We start from the raw sequence: 18,568 nt of genomic DNA, 5'->3' as shown, positions 1-18,568 counted from the left end.
CAGCATCTAGAGCGGAGGCACGTTGCGCGCACTGGTGAAGGCCGCACCCGCGCCTGGCTTGGAGTTGGCCGAACTCCCCGATCCGACGCCTGGTCCTGGCGATGTCGTGGTGCGGGTGATGCGCACCGGGATCTGCGGCACGGACCTGCACATCGCGTCGTGGGACGACTGGGCGGCGCGCACCGTGCCGACCCCGCTGGTGGTCGGCCACGAATTCGCCGGTGAGGTGGTGGCGATCGGCAGCGCTGTGACCCAGGCCGAGATCGGTGATTTCGTCAGCGGTGAAGGCCATTTGGTGTGCGGCAGGTGCCGCAATTGCCTCGCGGGCCGCCGCCACCTGTGCGCGCACACGAAGGGGCTCGGAGTGCACCAGAATGGTGCGTTCGCGGAGTTCGCGGTGCTGCCGGAGCAGAACGTCTGGGTGCATCGCGGCGCGGTCGATCTGGACATCGCGGCGATCTTCGACCCGTTCGGGAATGCGGTGCACACCGCGCTCAGCTTCCCGGTCGTCGGCGAGGACGTGCTGATCACCGGCGCCGGACCGATTGGGTTAATGGCGGCGTCGGTGGCCAAGCACGCGGGCGCTCGTCACGTGGTGATCACCGATGTCAGCGAGCACCGGCTGGAGTTGGCCCGTCGGGTCGGGGTGGATTTGGCCGTGGACGTCTCGCAGACCCGTATCGCGGATGCGCAGCAGCAGTTGGGCATGAGCGAAGGTTTCGACGTTGCGATGGAGGTCTCCGGGCAGCCGTCGGCGTTGCGGGAGATCGTCGAGAACATGTCGCATGGTGGCCGGATCGCGATGTTGGGGCTGCCCGCCGAGAGCTTCGCCCTCGACTGGGGTTCGGTAGTGTTCAAGATGCTCACCGTCAAGGGCATCTACGGGCGCGAGATGTTCGAGACCTGGTATGCGATGTCGGTGCTGTTGGAATCCGGGCTGGACCTGGGGCCGGTGATCACGCACCGGTTTCCGTACACCCAGCATGCCGAGGCGTTCGAGACGGCCCGCAGTGGTCGCTGCGGCAAGGTCATCCTCGACTGGACAGCGAAAGGTTGCGTCTGATGTACACGATCGCCGACGACGTGCGCGCCGAGCTGGCCGAGATCCGCGCTGCGGGCCTGTACAAGGAAGAGCGGGTGTTGAACTCGCCCCAGAACGCACGGGTTGGCGTGGCGGATGCCGAGGTGTTGAACTTCTGCGCCAACAACTACCTGGGACTGGCCGATCACCCGGCGCTGCTCGCCGCTGCCGAAGGGGCGCTGGCGAAGTGGGGTTTCGGGATGGCGTCGGTGCGGTTCATCTGCGGTACGCAGGCTCCGCACAAGGAGTTGGAGCGGCGCCTGTCGGAGTTCCTGGGCACCGATGACACGATCCTGTTCAGCTCGTGCTTCGACGCCAACGGTGGGCTTTTCGAGACCGTGCTCGACGATCGGGACGTCGTCATCTCCGATGAGCTCAACCACGCGAGCATCATCGACGGCATCCGGCTGTCCAAGGCGCGTCGCGCCCGGTACCAGAATCGGGACATGGCCGATCTGGAGCGGCTGCTGCGGGAGAACGCTGGTGCGCGGCGCAAACTCGTCGTCACCGATGGGGTGTTCTCGATGGACGGCTACCTGGCGCCGTTGGATGAGATCTGCGCGCTCGCCGAGAAGCACGCGGCGCTGGTGATGGTCGACGACTCGCATGCGGTCGGATTCACCGGGCCGACGGGTGCGGGCACGCCCGAGCTCTTCGGCGTCACCGACAAGGTCGACGTCGTCACCGGGACGCTCGGCAAGGCCCTCGGCGGCGCCAGTGGTGGCTACGTGTCCGCGCGCGCCGAGATCGTCGAGCTGCTGCGGCAACGCTCCCGGCCCTACCTGTTCTCGAACTCGCTCGCGCCGTCGATCGTGGCCGCTTCGCTGGCCGCGTTGGATCTGGTGGCTTCGCAACCCGAATTGCGGGAGCGGCTGCGGGACAACAGTGCGCTTTTCCGCCGTCGGATGACTGCGGAGGGTTTCGATCTGCTGCCCGGCGAGCATCCGATCATCCCGGTGATGATCGGCGACGCCGCCGAGGCTGCCCGGATGGCGGACCTGCTGCTCGCCGAGGGCGTCTACGTGATCGGTTTCTCCTATCCGGTGGTGCCCAAGGGCAAGGCCCGCATCCGCACCCAGATGTCGGCCGCGCATCGCGCTGAGGATGTGGAGCGGGCGGTTTCGGCGTTCGTCGCGGCCCGCGACAGGATGGGTACCGTCGCCCGGTGATCGACCCGCGGCGGCTGGTGATCCTCCGCGCGCTCGCCGACCACGGCACGGTGCGCGCGGCGGCGGAGAAGCTGTACTTGACGCCGTCGGCGGTGTCGCAGCAGCTCACCGCGTTGGAGCACGAGGTCGGGCAGCCGCTGCTGGTTCGGCAGGGGCGCCGGGTGCGGCTGACGGCGGCGGGTGAGCTGCTCGTCGAGCACGCCAAGGCGGTGCTTGCCGAGTTGGAGCGCGCGGAGGCGAGTTTGGCCGCGTGCGCGGTGGGCACGGTCGGCACCGTCGAGGTGGCGTCCTTCGCTTCGGCGATCACTCAGGTGGTGGCGCCGTCGATCGTGGAGCTGCGCCGGAAGGCACCGGAGGTTCGGGTGCTGGTGCGCGATGCCGAGGCGCACAACAGTCTGATGATGTTGCTGGCCGGGGAGATCGATATCGCGATCTCGATGGAGTACACCTCCACCTTGCAGGCAGATGCGCGCCGGGTGAGCCGGTTTCCGCTGTATGCCGAGCCGTTCGACGTGGTGTTGCCACCGCGGCATCCGCTCGGTGCTGCTGCGGAAGTCGCGCTCGATGAGCTCCGCGATGCCGATTGGATCGCGCCGCTGCCGGGCAACCCGTGCCGCGCGGTGGCTCAGGTGTGCTGCGAGAACGCGGGATTCGTGCCGAACATCACGCACACGTCCGATGATTTCCATGCCGTGGTGGCGCTGGTCGCGGCTGGTGCGGGTGTCGCGCTGGTGCCTCGCACGGCCATCGCCGCGGATCAGGGGGCGGTCGCACGACCGGTCGCGGGCAAGCCACCAACGCGCCGGGTCTTCGCGGCCGTCCAGTGCGGCCGCGAAGACCACCCACTGGTCCGCGTCGTGTTGGACGCCCTACTGGCGAACAAAGAACGCGAGTCGCTCTCCCGTTCATGAGGTAGCGCCTGCCGCCCCGCAAGATGCGCCACCGGTGACGCGGGACGAGAGCAAGGGAACCTTCCTGTCATCACACGCGCCATTGCCGGTGCTCGACGAAGGCAGTTGAGGCCGCGTCTCGCTTCTTCCGGTTCGACCGCTTCCGAAGAACGTCTCCGTCCATGACGACGGGCCCGGTGCGCCAGGTCGTCTGAGCCATCGGCGGGTTTTCTGAGGGATGAGCGGAGCACCGGGCATGGGCTTCGATGCGCGCACATCGGCGCTCCCGCACGGCTTCGTGCACACCACCGGGCCGGGCCAGGCGGCAGATCCGACTGCGCGGCTGCCCGGCCTGACGTGAGGAAGGGAACCTTCCTGTCACTCCACCCCTGGCGGAGCCCAACGTATGCGCGGGGCACGTGATCGGTGTGCGGCGCCTCGATGGGTTGGCGAGGTGTCTTCGGGTTTCAAGGCGCGAATGCTCCGGGGACCACGAATCCGGCGATCTTGGTCATCGGTACTGCGCGGCAGCGGTCCGGCCGCTACGGGGTCTGCGCCGCGAGCCGTGCGCCCGCTCGCCAGACGGCGTGGGTTAGGGGGGCGCCGGGGCGGTAGGCGAGCCAGGTCGTGCTCGGGGCGTTGAGGACGTGGATGTCGGCTCGCGCACCGGCGCGGAGCGCGCCGACCGCGCCGTCGCCCGATTCGCGGCGCAACGCCCGAGCGCCGCCCCAGGTCGCCGCGCGCACCGCCTCGTCGATGCTCATCCGCATTTGCAGCACGGCCGTCGCCACGCAGAACGCCATCGACGAGGTGTAGGAGGAACCCGGATTGCAGTTGGAGGCGAGCGCGACTGTCGCACCGGCGTCGATCAGGGCACGTGCATCCGGTAGCGGTTGGCGGGTGGACAGGTCGCAGGCGGGCAACAGCGTTGCCACCGTGTCGGAGCTGGCCAACGCATCCACATCGGACTCCGTGAGATAGGTGCAGTGGTCCACGCTCGCGGCACCGAGTTCGACAGCGAGCCGCACGCCGGGGCCGGGCGCGAGTTGGTTGCCGTGCACCCGCAGGCCCAGCCCGCGTCGCTTCGCCGCTTCCAGCACGCGTCTGGACTGGTCGGCGTCGAAGGCACCTTTCTCGCAGAACACGTCGCACCAGCGGACGTGCGGGGCCACGGCGTCGAGCATTTCCCCGCACACCAGATCCAGGTAGGTGTCCGCGTCCTCGCCGGGCGGCACGAGGTGCGCGCCGAGGAAGGTCACCTCGTCGGCTTGGGCGGCGATCTTCGCCGCGCGCAGTTCGTCGGCGACCGTCAGGCCGTAGCCGGTTTTGGTCTCCACGCACGTCGTGCCTTGCGCTGCGGCTTCCGCGATGTGTTTGCGCAGGTTGGTGGCCAGTTCCTGGTCCGTCGCGGCGCGGGTCGCCTGGACCGTCACCGCGATTCCACCGGCTTGGTAGGGCTTTCCGGCCATCCGCGCGGCGAACTCGGCGGTGCGGTCCCCGGCGAAGACCAGGTGGGTGTGGCTGTCGACCCAGCCGGGCAGGACCGCGCGGCCGTCGACGTCGAAGCGCTCGTCGGCGTCCGGGGCGCTGGCCGCGGGACCGGCCCAGGCGATCCGGTCGCCGTCGATGACCAGCGCGGCGTCGGTGAGCGTGCCGAGTTCGTCGTCGTTCGTCGTCAGCTCGCCGATGCCGGTAATAACAGTGCTTGTCATCGTTGAGTGACCCCCGCTCGTGGGTGGATATTGCGGTAAGAACCGGTGCGAGCGCTCACGAGCGCAGCGCGGTGATCGCGTCTCGGAGTTCTCGTGCGGCATCGATCGCCTGGTGCGTGCCGTCCTGCACGATGCGCCGACCGTCGGCGATGACCACCCGCACGTCGTCGGCACGGGCGAGAGCTGGGACCGCCCCCGGCGCGACACCGGCCAGGCGTGTCGAATCGAGATCGATCGCCACGAAGTCGGCGCGCGCACCGACGCCGAGCCAGCCCGCCTCGGGCCAGCCGAGTGCCCGGTGCCCGGCGGCGGTCGCGATCGCCAGCAGCTCGTCGGCTGCGAAGTGGCCTCGGGTCTCGGTGTCCAGCCGCTGGTACGACTCGACGGCCTGCGCCTCCGCGAACGGGTCGATCACCGAATGCCCGTCGCTGCCGAGCGAAAGCGGGCTCCCGGCAGCGCGCAGCGCGGCTGCCGGGCCGATGCCGTCGGCCAGCTCGGCTTCCGTCGTCGGGCACAGGCACACCCCGGTCCCGCTGCCGCCCAGCAGCGCCACATCGGATGCGACCAGGTGCGTGGCGTGCACCGCTGTCACGTCGGCGCCCAGCGCGCCGTGCGACTCCAGCAGTTGGGTTGGGGTGCAGCCGTGTGCCGCCAGGCACGCCTCGTTCTCGGCGCGCTGTTCGGAGAGGTGCAGGTGCAGCGGGGCTTCGCTGTTGCGCGCCCAGCCGGTCACTTCCGGGATCTCCTCGGCGGGCACCGCGCGGACCGAATGCAGCGCGGCACCGATTCGCACCCGATCGCTGCCCGCGGTGAACTCGTCGATCCGGTCGGCCCAGTTCGCTGCCGTGCCGTCGGAGAACCGCAGCTGCACACCGTCCAGTTGCCGGTCGAAACCGCCTGCCAGGTAGCAGGTGTCCAGCAGGGTGAGCCTGATCCCGACGTCGTGGGCGGCCTGCGCGATGGCGCGGCTCATCGCGTTCGGGTCGTCGTAGCGGACGCCGCCCGGTGCGTGGTGCAGGTAGTGGAACTCGCCGACGCAGGTGATTCCGGCCAGCGCCATTTCGGCGTAAACGCCGCGAGCGAGCTGGTAGTAGCTGTCCGGGTCCAGCGCCGCGGCGACCTGGTACATCTGCTCCCGCCAGGTCCAGAAGGTGCCGCGGGCGCCGGTGTGCCAGCCGCGCAGCGCCCGGTGGAACGCGTGGGAGTGCGCGTTCGCGATGCCGGGCAAGGTCATTCCGGGCAGTCGCCCGGCGTGCTCCGGCGGGGTTCGCGCGGCGTCCACCGCCGTGATGCGGCCGCCTTCGACGTCGAAGAGCACGCCCTGCCTCGGCCCCGTCGGCAGCCAAGCCCATTCGCACCAGTAGGTCGTCACCGGGTTCACCCCGCCAGGTGTGCCAGCACTCGGGCGAGCGCGTGCGCGCCCGCGGCGCAGTCGTCGGGTTCGGCGTGCTCCTCCGGGGCGTGGCTGATGCCGGTCGGGTTGCGCACGAACAGCATCGCTGTCGGGACCTCGGCGGCGAGGATTCCCGCATCGTGGCCAGCACCCGTCGGCAAGGCGGGTGCGTCGTCGAGCAGGCTGCTGAGCTGGTCGCGGAACGCGGTGTCGAAGTGCACGGTGGCGCCGTAGGACTCTTCGGTCACGTCGACCTGGCAGCCTTCCTCGGCAGCGAATTCCGCGGCGCGGCCGGAGAGGTCTTCGACCATCGACTTCGTGGACCGGTCGTCGGGCGATCGCGCATCCAACCAAACGTCCACAGTGGAGGCGATGACGTTCGTTCCGCCCGGGTTCGGGATCAGCCTGCCCACCGTGGCCCGTCCACCGTCGACGCCCACCGCTGCCTTGCGTGCTTCGAGGACCAGCCGTGATGCGGGCAGCATCGGGTCGTGGCGGTCGGCGATCAGCGTGGCACCGGCGTGATTGCCCTGGCCGCGGAACCGGAACCGCCACCTGCCGTGCGCCAGGATCGATGATGCGACCGCGACCGGACGATCCAGGTCGATCAGGCCGCGCCCCTGCTCCACGTGCAGCTCGACGAACTGCCCGATGCGCCGCAGCGCCTCCTCGTCGCGTCCCAGCCGGGCGGGATCGGCACCGAATGAACGCGTGGCCTCGGCGAATGTCAACCCGCTGGGGTCGCGGAGCGCACCGGCCCGGTCCGGGTCGATGGTCCCGGCCAGCAGCCGGGAGCCCAGGCACGGCACACCGAACCGGCCGCCTTCCTCTTCGGCGAAGACCAGCACCGCGAGCGGTCGGCGGGGCCGAAAGCCCGCGTCCCGCAGGATGTCCACGGCGCTCAGCGAACTGACCACGCCCAGCGGGCCGTCGAACGCGCCGCCGCCGGGCACCGAGTCGAGGTGGCTGCCGGTCACCACCGCGTCATCGCCCGGGTCGCCCCACCACGCCCAGATGTTGGTGTTGCGGTCAGTGCTGACCCGCAGGTCACGCGCCTCGGCCTGCTCGACGTACCATTCGCGCAGCTCCCGTTCGGCATCGTCGAAGACGTGTCGGGAGTAGCCGCCCCGGTGCCGATCCGCGCCCACCGAGCCAATGGCCGCCAACAACTCGTTCGGTCCCGCCACACCTGGTCCTTCCCGTTGACTGCACCGGTTTGGGGCAAAACTAGTCCGGTCCGGGGTGGGCGGTTCCCGGTGAAACCGCCCACCTACCGGTGCTCAGCTGACCAGCGGGGTGCGGATGCCGCGCTCGGCGGCGACCTGCTCCGCGCGTTCGTAGCCCGCGTCGACGTGCCGGATCACGCCCATGCCTGGATCGTTGGTCAGCACCCGCGCCAGCTTCTGGGCCGCCAGCCGGGTGCCGTCGGCGACCGTGACCTGGCCCGCGTGCAGCGACCGGCCCATGCCGACGCCACCACCGTGGTGCAGCGACACCCATGTCGCGCCGGAGGCGGTGTTGACCAGGGCGTTGAGCAGCGGCCAGTCCGCGACCGCGTCGGAGGTGTCGGCCATCGCCTCGGTTTCCCGGTACGGCGAGGCCACCGATCCGCAGTCCAGGTGGTCCCGGCCCAGCACCAGCGGCGCCCCCAGCTCCCCGGCGGCCACCATCTCGTTGAACCGCAGGCCCGCCTCGGCCCGCTCGCCGTAGCCCAGCCAGCAGATCCGCGCGGGCAGCCCCTGGAACGACACCTTCTCCCCAGCCAGCCGAATCCACCGCGCCAGGTGCTCGTCCTCGCCGAACAGGTCGAGCATCGCCTGGTCGGTTTTTGCGATGTCGGCCGGATCCCCGGACAGCGCCGCCCACCGGAACGGGCCCTTGCCTTCGCAGAACAGCGGCCGGATGTAGGCGGGCACGAAACCCGGGTAGGCGAACGCCCGGTCGTAGCCCCCGAGTTGGGCTTCGCCGCGCAGCGAGTTGCCGTAGTCGAAGACTTCCGCGCCGCCGTCGAGGAATCCGACCATGGCCTCGACGTGCTTGGCCATCGAATCGCGGGCCCGCTCGGTGAACTCGTCGGGTTTCTTCGCCGCGTAGTCGTCCCAGTCGTCCAGGTCGACGCCCAGCGGCAGGTAGGACAGCGGGTCGTGCGCGGAGGTCTGGTCGGTGACGATGTCCACCGGCACGCCGCGCCGCAGCATCTCCGGCAGCACTTCGGCGGCGTTGCCGAGCACCGCCACCGAATACGCGCGCCGCTGGTTCTTGGCCGCGATGGCTTTCTCGACCGCATCGTCGAGATCGGCGGCGACCTCGTCGAGATAGCCGTGCCGGACCCGGCGGTGCGCTCGCTCGGGGTTGCATTCGATGACCAGGGCGACGCCTTCGTTCATCGTCACCGCCAGCGGTTGGGCCCCGCCCATGCCGCCGAGCCCGGCGGTGACCGTCAGCGTGCCGGCCAGGCTGCCGCCGAAGCGGCGGGCCGCGATCGCCGCGAACGTCTCGTAGGTGCCCTGCAGGATCCCCTGGGTGCCGATGTAGATCCACGAACCGGCGGTCATCTGCCCGTACATCATCAGGCCGAGCGCGTCGAGGCGCCGGAATTCGGGCCAGTTCGCCCAGTCGCCGACCAGGTTGGAGTTGGCGATCAGCACCCGCGGCGCCCACTCGTGGGTCTGCAGCACCGCGACCGGCTTGCCGGATTGCACCAGCAGCGTCTCGTCCTCGCGCAGCGTGGTCAGCTCGCGGACGATCGCGTCGAAGGACGCCCAGTTGCGGGCCGCCTTGCCGGTGCCGCCGTAGACCACGAGATCGTCGGGCCGCTCGGCGACCTCCGGGTCGAGGTTGTTCTGCAGCATCCGCAGCGGCGCTTCGGTGCTCCAGCTGCGCGCGGTCAGGGTCGTCCCGCGCGGGGCGCGCACGGGGCGGGCTTGGCTCATGACAGTTCCGCCTCTCCGCGATTCACAGTCCCGCCTCTCCGCGATTCGCAGTGGTGGTGGCGTCCAGCACGAATCTCCCGTTGCGTGGTTTCTTGTGGCTGGCTTGCGTCACGGTCCCCTGAGGTGCGGTTGAGGAGGGCTGGGGTTGACACAGGGCTACTCAAGACACCCTCCAGTCCACTGCGGATTTCGTGACATCGGCGACGGCATTCCGCACGGCGCCGGATCGGATCAGGTCTTCGGCGGCGGCGATCTCCGGTGCCACGTGGCGGTCGGGGCCGGGGCCGGGTACGCGGGTGCGCAGCAGTTCGCGGACCGCGCCGGTGGCCGGGCCGGGTCGCAGCGGCGCGCGCAGGTCGAGGGCGCGCGCAGCGGTGAGCAGTTCGACGGCGAGCACGGTGACCAGGCCGTCGACGCTGCGGCGCAGTTTGCGCGCGGCGGACCAGCCCATCGACACGTGGTCCTCCTGCATCGCGCTCGTCGGGATCGAGTCCACCGAGGCGGGCACCGCGAGCCGCTTCATCTCGGCGACCACCCCGGCCTGCGTGTAGTGCGCGATCATGTGCCCGGAGTCGACGCCCGGATCGTCGGCGAGGAACGCGGGCAGCCCGTGCGAGCGCGCGACGTCGAGCATCCGGTCGGTGCGGCGATCGGCCATGCTGGCGACGTCCGCCAAGGTGATGGCGAGGAAGTCCAGCGCATAGGCCAGCGGAGCGCCGTGGAAGTTGCCGTTGGATTCGACCCGGCCGTCATCGAGCACCACCGGGTTGTCGATGGCCGAGGCGAGTTCCCGGTCGGCGACGGTCTCGGCGTGGTTGACGGTGTCCCGCGCGGCGCCGTGCACCTGCGGGGCGCAGCGCAGCGAGTACGCGTCCTGCACGCGCGTGCAGTCGGGGCCGCGGTGGCTGGCGACGATCGGCGAGTCCGCGAGCAGCGCCGACATCCGCGCTGCCGAAACCGCCTGCCCCGGATGCGGGCGCAGCCGCTGGAGGTCGGCGGCGAACGCCCGATCGGTCCCCAGCAGTGCTTCGACGCTCATCGCGGCCGTCACGTCGGCCACGTCCAGCAGTGCGGAGATGTCGTGCAGTGCGAGCACCAGCATGCCGAGCATGCCGTCGGTGCCGTTGGTCAGCGCCAGGCCTTCCTTCTCCGCGAGCACCACCGGCTCGATGCCCGCTTCGGCCAGCGCATCAGCGGCCGGGCGGGGATGCCCGGCGGCGTCGAGGACTTCGCCTTCGCCGGTTAGGGCGAGGGCGACGGCGGCCAGCGGCGCGAGGTCACCGGAGCAGCCCAGCGATCCGAACTCGTGCACCACGGGCACGATGTCCGCGTTGAGCATCGCGACCAACGCGGCGGCGGTCTCCGGGCGGACCCCGGTGTGGCCGGTTGCGATGGTGTGCAGCCGCAGCAGCATCTGCGCGCGCACCACCTCCGGCTCCACGGCCGGACCGGCGCCCGCCGCGTGCGATCGCACGAAGGACTGCTGCAGGGCGGCGCGCCGATCGCTCGGGATGTGCCGCACCGCCAGTGCGCCGAAGCCCGTGGAGATGCCGTAGACGGGGCGCTGCTCGGCCGCCAGGGCGTTGATGTGTTTGCGGGTCGCGGCGATGCCCTGCTCAGCGAGCTGGCTCAGTTTCACCCTGGTGCCGTTACGAGCCACGTCGACCACCTGATCGCGGTCGAGCGGCTCCGGGCCGACGTTCAGCACGTTGTCCTGCATAGCTCCATATCAGCGCTGCTGCGCGGTCGGCAGAAGCCCGGATAGGGTGAGACCGTCTGGGATGCCAGACTCCTGGTTCGGAGCGCGGTGGTGACGGCGCGCCCTGCGCGGGATTACCGTCCTCGGGTTCCTCAGACGTCGCCCGGACAGTTCTGCCGTTGTCCGCCGACGGCGTCCGACGCGAGGCTGGTCCGGCAACAGGTTCGAGGAGGCGTCGTGGGCCAGAGCAGTGATGTGCCCGCGCTGCGGCGGGGGCTGGCGATCCTGCGGGTGCTCGCTGGCCGAGCCGGACCGGTGTCGGCCGGGGTCATCGCCCGCGATCTGAACCTGCCCCGGTCGACGACCTACCACCTGCTGGCCGAACTGGTCGCGGCCGGTTTCGTGATCCACCTGCCGGAGGAGCGGCGCTACGGGCTGGGCATGGCGGCTTTCGAACTCGGCTCGGCCTACCTGCGGCACGACCCCCTGGAACGCCTCGCCGGACCGCTGCTGCGGCGGCTCGTGGACCAGGTTGCTTGCACCGCGCACCTGGGCGTCCTGCACGGCGGCGAGTCGCTCTACCTGATCAAGGAACGCCCGTCCCAGCCGCAAACCCTGGTCACCGATGTGGGTGTCCGGCTGCCCGCGCAGTTGACCGCGTCCGGGCGCGCGATGCTCGCGCATCTGCCCGCCGCGCACGTGCGGGCGCTGCTGCCGTCGAGCGAGCGGTTCGTGCAGCGCACCGACCGGGGCCCGCGGAACCTGCCCGAGCTGCGTCGGCTGCTGGCGGCGGAGCGGCGCCGCGGCTGGGCGGTCGAAGACGGCTTCGTGACCGCGGGTTTCGCCTCGGTGGCGTGCGCGGTGTTCGACCACGGCGCCCGCCCGATCGCGGCCATCAGCGTGACCTTCCGCCACTTCTGCGACAGCGGGGAAAACGCGTCGTGCGACCGGACCTGGCCGGAACTGGCCGACCAGGTCCACCAAACCGCCACCGAACTGACCACCCGAATCAGCGGCCGCACCGCCTGACGGCAAGGCGCTCGCGCATGCCATTTCGGGGCCATGCCAAGCGTGAAGTTGCGGAACGTACCTGACGAGATCATGGACGCATTGCGCACCGAGGATGCGGCGAACGCGGTCCGCGAGATCCGCGACGAACAGACCGAACGTGCTGAGGGGCATTCATGAACACCGGTTGCGCAGTCCCGAGCGGTCGCGGCGAGCGGAAGTTGCCGGACGAGAAGGGTCTTGCGCGCCAGCCCGCGTGCGCGGTCACGGTCTGGCGCCTCTTGGGCGCATGATCAGTGCGGCGACGTAGTAGGTGCACGGTTGGTCGGTGCGGTTGGCGTAGCGCAGCGTGCAGTCGGCGGCCAGGTAGATGGAATCGCCCGCGCTGAGCTCGATCGTGCGCTGGTGGTCGATGGTCAACGTCACGGTGCCGGATTCGGCGTAGATGAACTCGTGCGAGCCCGCCGCGTAGGGCGGGTACTCGTCGGGGGCACACCCGGGCGGCAGCGTTGAGCGAATCCACTCGAAGTTCACCCCCGGCACCACCGGGGTGAGGATGGTGCGCTGCCAACCGCCCGGCTCGTCGACGACGTCCTGGTCGGCAGCGGTGCGCACGATGACGCGGTCGTCGTCGGGCTCGGCGACCAGCACGGCCAGCCGGATGCCCAGCCCGGCCGCGACGCGGTCGAGCACCACGACGGTGGGTGCTTTGTCCCCCCTTTCGACGGCCGAGAGCATGCTCACGCTCACCGAAGACGCCTCCGCGAGCTCCTGGAGGGTCATGTCCCGTTCACGGCGGAGCCGCTGAACGCGCTTGCCAAGCGCCACTAGGTCCATCTACGCTATAGTAGTGGTAAATTCTTCTATAGTAAAATCACTGCGAGCGGCCACTGCGGCGGACCTCCCCGCCATCGCCGAGATCTACGCGCACTACGTCGCCAACAGCACCGCCACGTTCGAACTCGAAGCCCCCGACCTCGCCGAATGGCGGAACCGGTTCGCCGCCCTCGGCGAGGCGGGACTGCCGTTTCTCCTCGCCGAGGCAGAGGGACGCACCGCCGGTTACGCGTACTGCTCGCGGTGGAAGACCCGGCCCGCCTACCGGCACACCGTGGAGGATTCGATCTACCTCGCGCCGTGGGCCGTCGGCCGCGGGCTCGGCGGGGCGCTGCTCGACGAATTGCTCGCCCGGTGCTCGGCGGGCGGCATCCGCGAGGTCATCGCCATCGTCGCCACCACCGGCGACCCCGCCTCCGAAGCGCTGCACCGCAAGCGCGGATTCGCCGAGGCCGGGCGGCTGAGCCGAGTCGGCTACAAACACGAACGCTGGCTCGACACGATGCTGCTCCAGCGCAGCCTTGCAGCCCACTAGACTCCGCTGCGGCTGGTTCCCAGTCGGCGGGCGCAGCGCGACGGAGCTGGCGTCGCGGTTTTCGCCGTGCCGACGCGCGACGAACTCGTGGTGGCGTCGCCGGTGTTCCCCGGCCGCCGTGCGCACGGCGGCCGGTGCGGTCGTCCTGCTGCTCGCGGGCCCCGCACCGGGCGAGGTGAACCGAGGCCGCGAGCAGCGGTTCACAGCCCGACGGTGGTGACGAACTCCTTGGCGACGTCGGCCGGGTTCGCCTTCTCGACCTCCAGGCGGCGGTTGAGTTCGGTGAGCTTGTCCGTGTCGAGGGCGCGGGACACCCTGTTAAGCACCTCGACCTGCTGCGGGGTCAGCTTCCCCTTGTGCGCCAGCGGAACCACGTTCTGCGCCGGGAACATGTTCTTCGGATCGTCCAGCTTGACCAGGTTGTTCGCGCCGATCTGCGACGAGGTGGTGAACAGGTTCGCCACCTGGATCTGGTCGCTGGTCAACGCGCTGATGGTGATGTTGCCCGCCTCGACGCTGCGGATCTCCTTGAACACGCAGCCGTAGTCCTGCGCGATCTTGGCTTCCCAGCGGGACTTCCACTCCGCTGGCGCGCCGAGCACGAACTCACCGCAGCGCGGCCCGAGGTCGCTCATCGAGCGCACCCCCGTCCCAGCGGTCGCGGCGGTGACGGTCAGCACGTCGGAATCCTCGGCCGGGGACTGATCGAGCAGTTCCATGTCGGCCCCAACGGCACCCTTGAGCTGGTCGTAGACCTGCTGGGTCTCGGTCGCCGTCGACTGCGGGTTCAGGTACTGCAGCAGGTTCCCGGTGTAGTCGGGCACCACCGAGAGCTCCCCGTTGCGCACCGCGTTGACGTAGAACTCCCGGGCGCCGATGCGCGGCCGGGTCTGCACGTCCGCCCCGGTGGTCTTCAGCGCCTCGGCGTAGATGTTCATCAGCAGCTCGCTTTCGGCGAAGTCGGCCGAGCCGATCACCAGCGAGCCGTCCTGGCTCTGGTTGGCTTCCAACGGGTCCTGCGAACCGCAGCCGGACAGCAGCAGCGCCGCCGCGGCGGCGCACACCAGCAACCGCTTCATCAATCCTTACCTCCTCGTCGGGCGGCCAGCACCAGACCGCGCGGCACCAACAGCCGGGTCGCGCCGGCCAACACCAGGTCGAGCAGCACCGCTAGCACCGCGATCACGATCGCGGCCGATGCCATCTGCGCGTAGTCGCTGATCTTCAGTCCGTCCAGCAGGATCCGCCCCAGTCCGCCGAGCCCGACGTAGGCCGCGACCGCCGCGGTGGCGACCACCTGGAGCATCGCGCTGCGCACCCCGCCGAACACCAGCGGCAGCGCGGTCGGCAATTCCACCTGCCACAGCCGCTGCATCGGCGTCATCCCCATGCCCTTGGCCGCGTCGACCGCATCGGCCGGGGCGTTGCGCACCCCGGCGTAGGTGCCGGAGAGGATCGCCGGGATGGCCAGGACCACCAGCCCGGCCAGGGCCGGGCCCTCGCCGAGCCCGAACCCCAGCACCAGCAGCGTCACCACGCCCAAGGTGGGCAGCGCCCGCATCGCGTTGCTGATCCCCACCACGAAGACCGCACCGCGCCCGGTGTGTCCTATGTAGACACCGAGCGGCACGGCCAGCACCGATGCGACGACGACCGAGAACACGCAGTAGTACAGGTGCAACAACGTCTGCACCAGGATTCCGCCCTGGCCGGTCCAGTGCGCCGGGTCGGTCAACCAGGCGATCAGCTCGCCGATCATGCGCGGCTCACCCCCACCCGCGCCCAGGGCGTGGACATCCGCCACAACGCCACCAGCACCAGGTCGACCACCAGGGCCAGCAGCAGGGTCAGCACGATGCCGACGACGATCTGCACCGGGTAGTCCCGCTGGAACCCGTCGGTGAACAGCCGCCCCAACCCCCCGATGCCGACCAGCGCACCCACGCTGACCAGGCTGATGTTGCTGACCGACGCCACCCGCACCGCGGCGGCCAGCACCGGCACCGCCAGTGGCAGCTCCACGGCGAAAAGCCGCCGGGTGGACCGGTAGCCCATCGCGGTGGCGGCCGTGACGATGTGCGCGGGCACCGAGTCCAGGGCGTCGCGCACCGGGCGGACCATCAGCGCCGCGGTGTAGAGGGTCAGGGCGAAGATCACGTTGATCGACGACAGCAGCGGGGTCCCCAGCACCCCGGGAATGATCACGAACAGCGCCAGCGACGGGATCGTGTAGAAGATGTTCGCCCCGCCCTGCACGGCGCCGCGCAGCAGGCGCACCTGCTGGGCCAGTCGTCCCAGCGGCAGCGCCACCACTATCCCGAGCAGCAGCGGCAGCAGGGCCAGGTAGATGTGCTCGCCGAGCTGGCCGAGCACCATTTCCCGGTTGCTGGGGCTCGCGAAGAAGTCAATCACGGCACGTCACCGACCTGGCCGCGGTGCTGCTCGATCACGTCGAGCACGTGCTCGGCGGTGATCACCCCGACGAACCGCCCGTCGCCGTCGACGACGACACCCAGTCCGGACGGTGCGGACAACGCGGCATCCAGGGCACCGCGCAGCGGGCCGTGCTCGGTGTAGAGCGAGCCACCGGCGATCAGCTCGTCCTCGGCGAGCTCACCACCCGCTGCCGCACCCGGCGGGAGCCAGCCGCGCGGCCGTTGGTCGCCGTCCACCACCAGCCGCCACTGCTGCTGCGCGGCCACCTGCGCACCCAGCTCGATCACGTCCAGCGGTTGCGGGCGCACGCCGTCGGATGCCACGAACGACAACCGCCGGTAACCGCGGTCCCGGCCGACGAAGGCGGCCACGAAGTCGCAGGCCGGTTCGGCGAGCAGGTCGTCGGGCTCGGCGTACTGGGCGAGATGGCCGCCCTGGCGCAGCACCGCGACCTTCGCACCGAGCTTGATCGCCTCGTCGATGTCGTGGGTGACGAACAGGACCGTCTTGCCCAGCTCGTCCTGCAGCCGCAGCAACTCGTCCTGCAGGCCGTCCCGCACCACCGGGTCCACCGCGCTGAACGGCTCGTCCATCAACAGCACCGGCGGATCGGCCGCCAGTGCCCGCGCCACCCCGACGCGTTGCTGCTGACCCCCGGAGAGCTGCGCGGGATAGCGCTTGCCCAACTCCTGCGGCAGCCCGACCAGTTCCAGCAGCTCACCGGCGCGGCGCCGGGCCTCCTGCCGACTGCGGCCGTGCAGCAGCGGCACGGTCGCCACGTTGTCCAAGACGTTTCGATGCGGGAACAGCCCGGCCTGCTGGATGACGTAGCCGATGCCGCGGCGCAGCTGCGCGGGGTCGCGCTCGCGCACGTCGGTGCCGTCGATCAGCACTGTTCCCGACGACGGTTCGATCATCCGGTTCACCATCCGCATCAGGGTGGTCTTGCCGCACCCGGACGGCCCCACCAACACGGTGATCGTGGCAGTCTGCACCGACAGACTCAGTTCGTGGACGGCGACAGTGCCGTTGTCGTACTGCTTTCGAACGGCTTGGAACTCGATCAACCGAGCCCCCTCACGGATAGTCACGGTCCCCCAAACCCGGCCGACCCTAACTCGATCGGCCCAGCCGTGCGATCGACCGAGACCGACGCGTGATCTTCGCGCCGCATCTCAGCTGCGCGATCCCACCACGTGGGAGCTCGGTGCGGCGGCGACGCCACGGGGCACGCCGTAAGCTGAGGAACCCGATGAACACTCCCCAGCATCCCGCAACTCCCGAGCCGATCGACGCGGTGCACGCCTTCGTCGCCGACGCCGGAGTACACGCCCGCAGACTGCGCGAACTCCTCGCCCAACTCGCTGAAGGCGCCGTGACGCTCGACGACCTGATCCGCCGGACGGCCGTCTCGCGGCGCACGGTCGAAGAACTGCTCGCCGCAGCCGGATCCGACGTCGAAACCAGCGGCGAGACTTCTCGCCTGGTGCCGGATGTCCGCGACCGCTATCGGGAGCGCTTCGCACTGGACGAGCTGCACGCCGCGCCGCCCGCCGGGCCCGACCGGCTGGAGCTGATGCGCGGCTTCATCACCGACGGCCCGGCGCCGTTGGAGGCGCTCGACCACGTGACCGCCACCCCGGAAACCGCCCTGCGCCGCGCCGAATGGCTGCGCGACAACTACGACCTGCGTGGCGCGCAGGTGCTCTGCCTCGGCGATCACGACCTGACGTCGCTGGCGTTGAGCCTCGTCGTGCCCTCGGCTTCGGTGACCGTGCTGGACGTCGACGAGCGGATCCTGCGGCACATCGACGCGGTCTGCGCCGAACGCGGTTTCACCGTCCGCACCCTGCACGCCGACCTGCGGTTCGGGGTGCCGCCGGTGCTGGAGGGCTGGGCCGACCTGGTGTTCACCGACCCGCCCTACACCCCGGAAGGCATCGGGCTGTTCGCCACGCGCGCCGCCGAATGCCTGGCCAACCAGCGCAGCAGGCTGCTGATCGCCTACGGCTACAGCCCGCGGACCCCCGCGCTGGGGCACAAGGTGCAGCAGCAGCTGCTGCGGCTGGGCATGGTGTTCGAGGCGATCCTGCCGCAGTTCTCCCGGTACTTCGGCGCGCAGGCCATCGGCAGCGCCAGCGACCTGTACGTGTGCCAGCCGACCGCGCACACCCGCAAGCTGGCGCTGCGCCAGGCGCCCGGGATCTACACCCACGGACCGCAGTCGGTGGAGGCGCTGGAGGCCGCCGCACCGGTGGAGTTCCTGCACGCGATCAGCGAGCGGGTCGGCGGCACGGTGTCGTCGCTGCGGGATCCCGGCTGGTCCCGACCGATCCGGGCGGTGCAGGGCACCCCGGTGTTCGACCTGCGGGCCGATCCGGGGCCGTGGCTGGTGCGGATGCTGTTGGCCTGCAATGCCGAACGGATCGGTTTCCTGGTCGACAACAACCACCCGGACATCGCCAACGAGACCGGTCAGCGCGGGGTCTGCGAGCTGGTCGCGGCCAAGTACCGGCTGCGATTCCACCGCAGCAGCCCGGATTCGAAGCACGCCATCGTGGTGGGGGAGCTGGTCGAGGAACGGTCGGTGGCCGGGTATCTGCTGCACCGGGCGCACGGCAAGGTCGGCAACATCTGGCGCGAGGCGCTGATCGCGCAATCCGATGTGGAACTGACCAAACGCGAAGCGAAGGAACGCGTTGATGGCCTCGCGCCCAATCCCATCGACCTCGACCTGCGCCTGATCGACCTGCCCCGGCACCGCATCACCGAGGTGCTGCGCGCCTCGACGCCGCAACCCACGCGCGGGTGACGCGTCTACTACAGGCCTGCGGTGCTCGCTTCACCACCCCAGCAACGGAATGCGAAATAAGCG

At 70.2% G+C, this 18,568-nt stretch carries 17 protein-coding genes; 7 read left to right on the top strand and 10 right to left on the bottom strand.

Translation table 11 applies throughout. The features are described from left to right. The first annotated feature begins 22 nt into the window (after positions 1-22). The 4 genes from tdh to ACTWQN_RS31445 all read left to right on the top strand — a co-directional run bounded on the left by tdh (position 23) and on the right by ACTWQN_RS31445 (position 3,501). Positions 23-1,063: an L-threonine 3-dehydrogenase gene (gene tdh, locus ACTWQN_RS31460; protein ID WP_443207253.1), complete on the top strand. Its 1,041-nt coding sequence runs from the start codon at positions 23-25 to the stop codon at positions 1,061-1,063. Then, a complete protein-coding gene (locus ACTWQN_RS31455; RefSeq protein ID WP_443207252.1) occupies positions 1,063-2,250 on the top strand; it encodes a glycine C-acetyltransferase in 1,188 nt (395 codons plus the stop codon). Before tdh ends, ACTWQN_RS31455 begins: the two co-directional genes overlap by 1 nt. Then, the gene (locus ACTWQN_RS31450) at positions 2,247-3,161 is read left to right on the top strand and encodes a LysR family transcriptional regulator (RefSeq protein WP_443207251.1); all 915 of its coding nucleotides are present in this window, start codon (positions 2,247-2,249) and stop codon (positions 3,159-3,161) included. Before ACTWQN_RS31455 ends, ACTWQN_RS31450 begins: the two co-directional genes overlap by 4 nt. A gap of 217 nt (positions 3,162-3,378) precedes the next feature. Next, positions 3,379-3,501, top strand: coding sequence for a hypothetical protein (locus ACTWQN_RS31445; RefSeq protein ID WP_443207250.1), 123 nt, complete (start codon positions 3,379-3,381; stop codon positions 3,499-3,501). 181 nt (positions 3,502-3,682) lie between these two features. Here the strand turns inward: ACTWQN_RS31445 and hutI are convergent, their stop codons facing one another. The 5 genes from hutI to hutH form a co-directional block, all read right to left on the bottom strand. After that, the gene (hutI, locus tag ACTWQN_RS31440) at positions 3,683-4,852 is read right to left on the bottom strand and encodes an imidazolonepropionase (RefSeq protein ID WP_443207249.1); all 1,170 of its coding nucleotides are present in this window, start codon (positions 4,850-4,852) and stop codon (positions 3,683-3,685) included. Between the two features lie 55 nt (positions 4,853-4,907). After that, positions 4,908-6,224 carry a formimidoylglutamate deiminase gene (locus tag ACTWQN_RS31435; protein ID WP_443207248.1) on the bottom strand — a complete coding sequence of 439 codons (1,317 nt, stop codon included), beginning with the start codon at positions 6,222-6,224 and terminating at the stop codon, positions 4,908-4,910. Positions 6,225-6,229: 5 nt separating this feature from the next. Further along, a complete protein-coding gene (locus ACTWQN_RS31430) occupies positions 6,230-7,432 on the bottom strand; it encodes an allantoate amidohydrolase (RefSeq protein ID WP_443207247.1) in 1,203 nt (400 codons plus the stop codon). 93 nt (positions 7,433-7,525) lie between these two features. Further along, entirely contained in the window at positions 7,526-9,178 is a 1,653-nt protein-coding gene (hutU, locus tag ACTWQN_RS31425; protein ID WP_443207246.1) for a urocanate hydratase, read from the bottom strand. A gap of 160 nt (positions 9,179-9,338) precedes the next feature. After that, positions 9,339-10,898 (bottom strand): histidine ammonia-lyase, encoded by a 1,560-nt coding sequence (gene hutH, locus ACTWQN_RS31420; RefSeq protein WP_443207245.1) that lies wholly within the window; start codon positions 10,896-10,898, stop codon positions 9,339-9,341. Between the two features lie 216 nt (positions 10,899-11,114). Here hutH and ACTWQN_RS31415 point away from each other — a divergent pair, with 216 nt between their 5' ends. Further along, entirely contained in the window at positions 11,115-11,906 is a 792-nt protein-coding gene (locus tag ACTWQN_RS31415) for an IclR family transcriptional regulator (RefSeq protein ID WP_443207244.1), read from the top strand. A gap of 243 nt (positions 11,907-12,149) precedes the next feature. Here the strand turns inward: ACTWQN_RS31415 and ACTWQN_RS31410 are convergent, their stop codons facing one another. After that, a complete protein-coding gene (locus tag ACTWQN_RS31410) occupies positions 12,150-12,722 on the bottom strand; it encodes a helix-turn-helix domain-containing protein (protein WP_443207243.1) in 573 nt (190 codons plus the stop codon). Positions 12,723-12,735: 13 nt separating this feature from the next. Here ACTWQN_RS31410 and ACTWQN_RS31405 point away from each other — a divergent pair, with 13 nt between their 5' ends. Then, positions 12,736-13,257, top strand: coding sequence for a GNAT family N-acetyltransferase (locus tag ACTWQN_RS31405; protein ID WP_443207242.1), 522 nt, complete (start codon positions 12,736-12,738; stop codon positions 13,255-13,257). Positions 13,258-13,457: 200 nt separating this feature from the next. Here the strand turns inward: ACTWQN_RS31405 and ACTWQN_RS31400 are convergent, their stop codons facing one another. From ACTWQN_RS31400 to ACTWQN_RS31385, 4 genes are read right to left on the bottom strand one after another with little or no spacing between them, the layout of a single operon-like run. Further along, a complete protein-coding gene (locus ACTWQN_RS31400; protein ID WP_443207241.1) occupies positions 13,458-14,336 on the bottom strand; it encodes an ABC transporter substrate-binding protein in 879 nt (292 codons plus the stop codon). Then, positions 14,336-15,016 (bottom strand): ABC transporter permease, encoded by a 681-nt coding sequence (locus ACTWQN_RS31395; protein ID WP_443207240.1) that lies wholly within the window; start codon positions 15,014-15,016, stop codon positions 14,336-14,338. Before ACTWQN_RS31395 ends, ACTWQN_RS31400 begins: the two co-directional genes overlap by 1 nt. Beyond that, on the bottom strand, positions 15,013-15,669 hold the full coding sequence (locus ACTWQN_RS31390) for an ABC transporter permease (protein WP_443207239.1): 657 nt from the start codon (positions 15,667-15,669) through the stop codon (positions 15,013-15,015). Before ACTWQN_RS31390 ends, ACTWQN_RS31395 begins: the two co-directional genes overlap by 4 nt. Further along, positions 15,666-16,760 carry an ABC transporter ATP-binding protein gene (locus ACTWQN_RS31385; protein ID WP_443207238.1) on the bottom strand — a complete coding sequence of 365 codons (1,095 nt, stop codon included), beginning with the start codon at positions 16,758-16,760 and terminating at the stop codon, positions 15,666-15,668. The genes ACTWQN_RS31390 and ACTWQN_RS31385 overlap by 4 nt, the downstream gene beginning before the upstream one ends. Positions 16,761-16,945: 185 nt before the next feature. Here ACTWQN_RS31385 and ACTWQN_RS31380 point away from each other — a divergent pair, with 185 nt between their 5' ends. Beyond that, a complete protein-coding gene (locus ACTWQN_RS31380; protein WP_443207237.1) occupies positions 16,946-18,505 on the top strand; it encodes a bis-aminopropyl spermidine synthase family protein in 1,560 nt (519 codons plus the stop codon). Positions 18,506-18,568 lie beyond the last annotated feature (63 nt).

It is taken from the genome of Saccharopolyspora antiqui, assembly GCF_052246905.1.
In the GTDB taxonomy this organism is placed as follows: Bacteria; Actinomycetota; Actinomycetes; order Mycobacteriales; family Pseudonocardiaceae; genus Saccharopolyspora.
This window is presented reverse-complemented; position numbering and strand designations above follow the sequence as displayed.

Excerpts from the sequence above, each read along its gene's own strand:
- ACTWQN_RS31455 (WP_443207252.1), top strand. The coding sequence starts at position 1,063 with ATGTACACGATCGCCGACGACGTGCGCGCCGAGCTGGCCGAGATCCGC.
- ACTWQN_RS31445 (WP_443207250.1), top strand. The coding sequence starts at position 3,379 with ATGAGCGGAGCACCGGGCATGGGCTTCGATGCGCGCACATCGGCGCTC.
- hutI (WP_443207249.1), bottom strand. The coding sequence starts at position 4,852 with ATGACAAGCACTGTTATTACCGGCATCGGCGAGCTGACGACGAACGAC.
- hutU (WP_443207246.1), bottom strand. The coding sequence starts at position 9,178 with ATGAGCCAAGCCCGCCCCGTGCGCGCCCCGCGCGGGACGACCCTGACC.
- hutH (WP_443207245.1), bottom strand. The coding sequence starts at position 10,898 with ATGCAGGACAACGTGCTGAACGTCGGCCCGGAGCCGCTCGACCGCGAT.
- ACTWQN_RS31410 (WP_443207243.1), bottom strand. The coding sequence starts at position 12,722 with ATGGACCTAGTGGCGCTTGGCAAGCGCGTTCAGCGGCTCCGCCGTGAA.
- ACTWQN_RS31400 (WP_443207241.1), bottom strand. The coding sequence starts at position 14,336 with ATGAAGCGGTTGCTGGTGTGCGCCGCCGCGGCGGCGCTGCTGCTGTCC.
- ACTWQN_RS31395 (WP_443207240.1), bottom strand. The coding sequence starts at position 15,016 with ATGATCGGCGAGCTGATCGCCTGGTTGACCGACCCGGCGCACTGGACC.
- ACTWQN_RS31380 (WP_443207237.1), top strand. The coding sequence starts at position 16,946 with ATGAACACTCCCCAGCATCCCGCAACTCCCGAGCCGATCGACGCGGTG.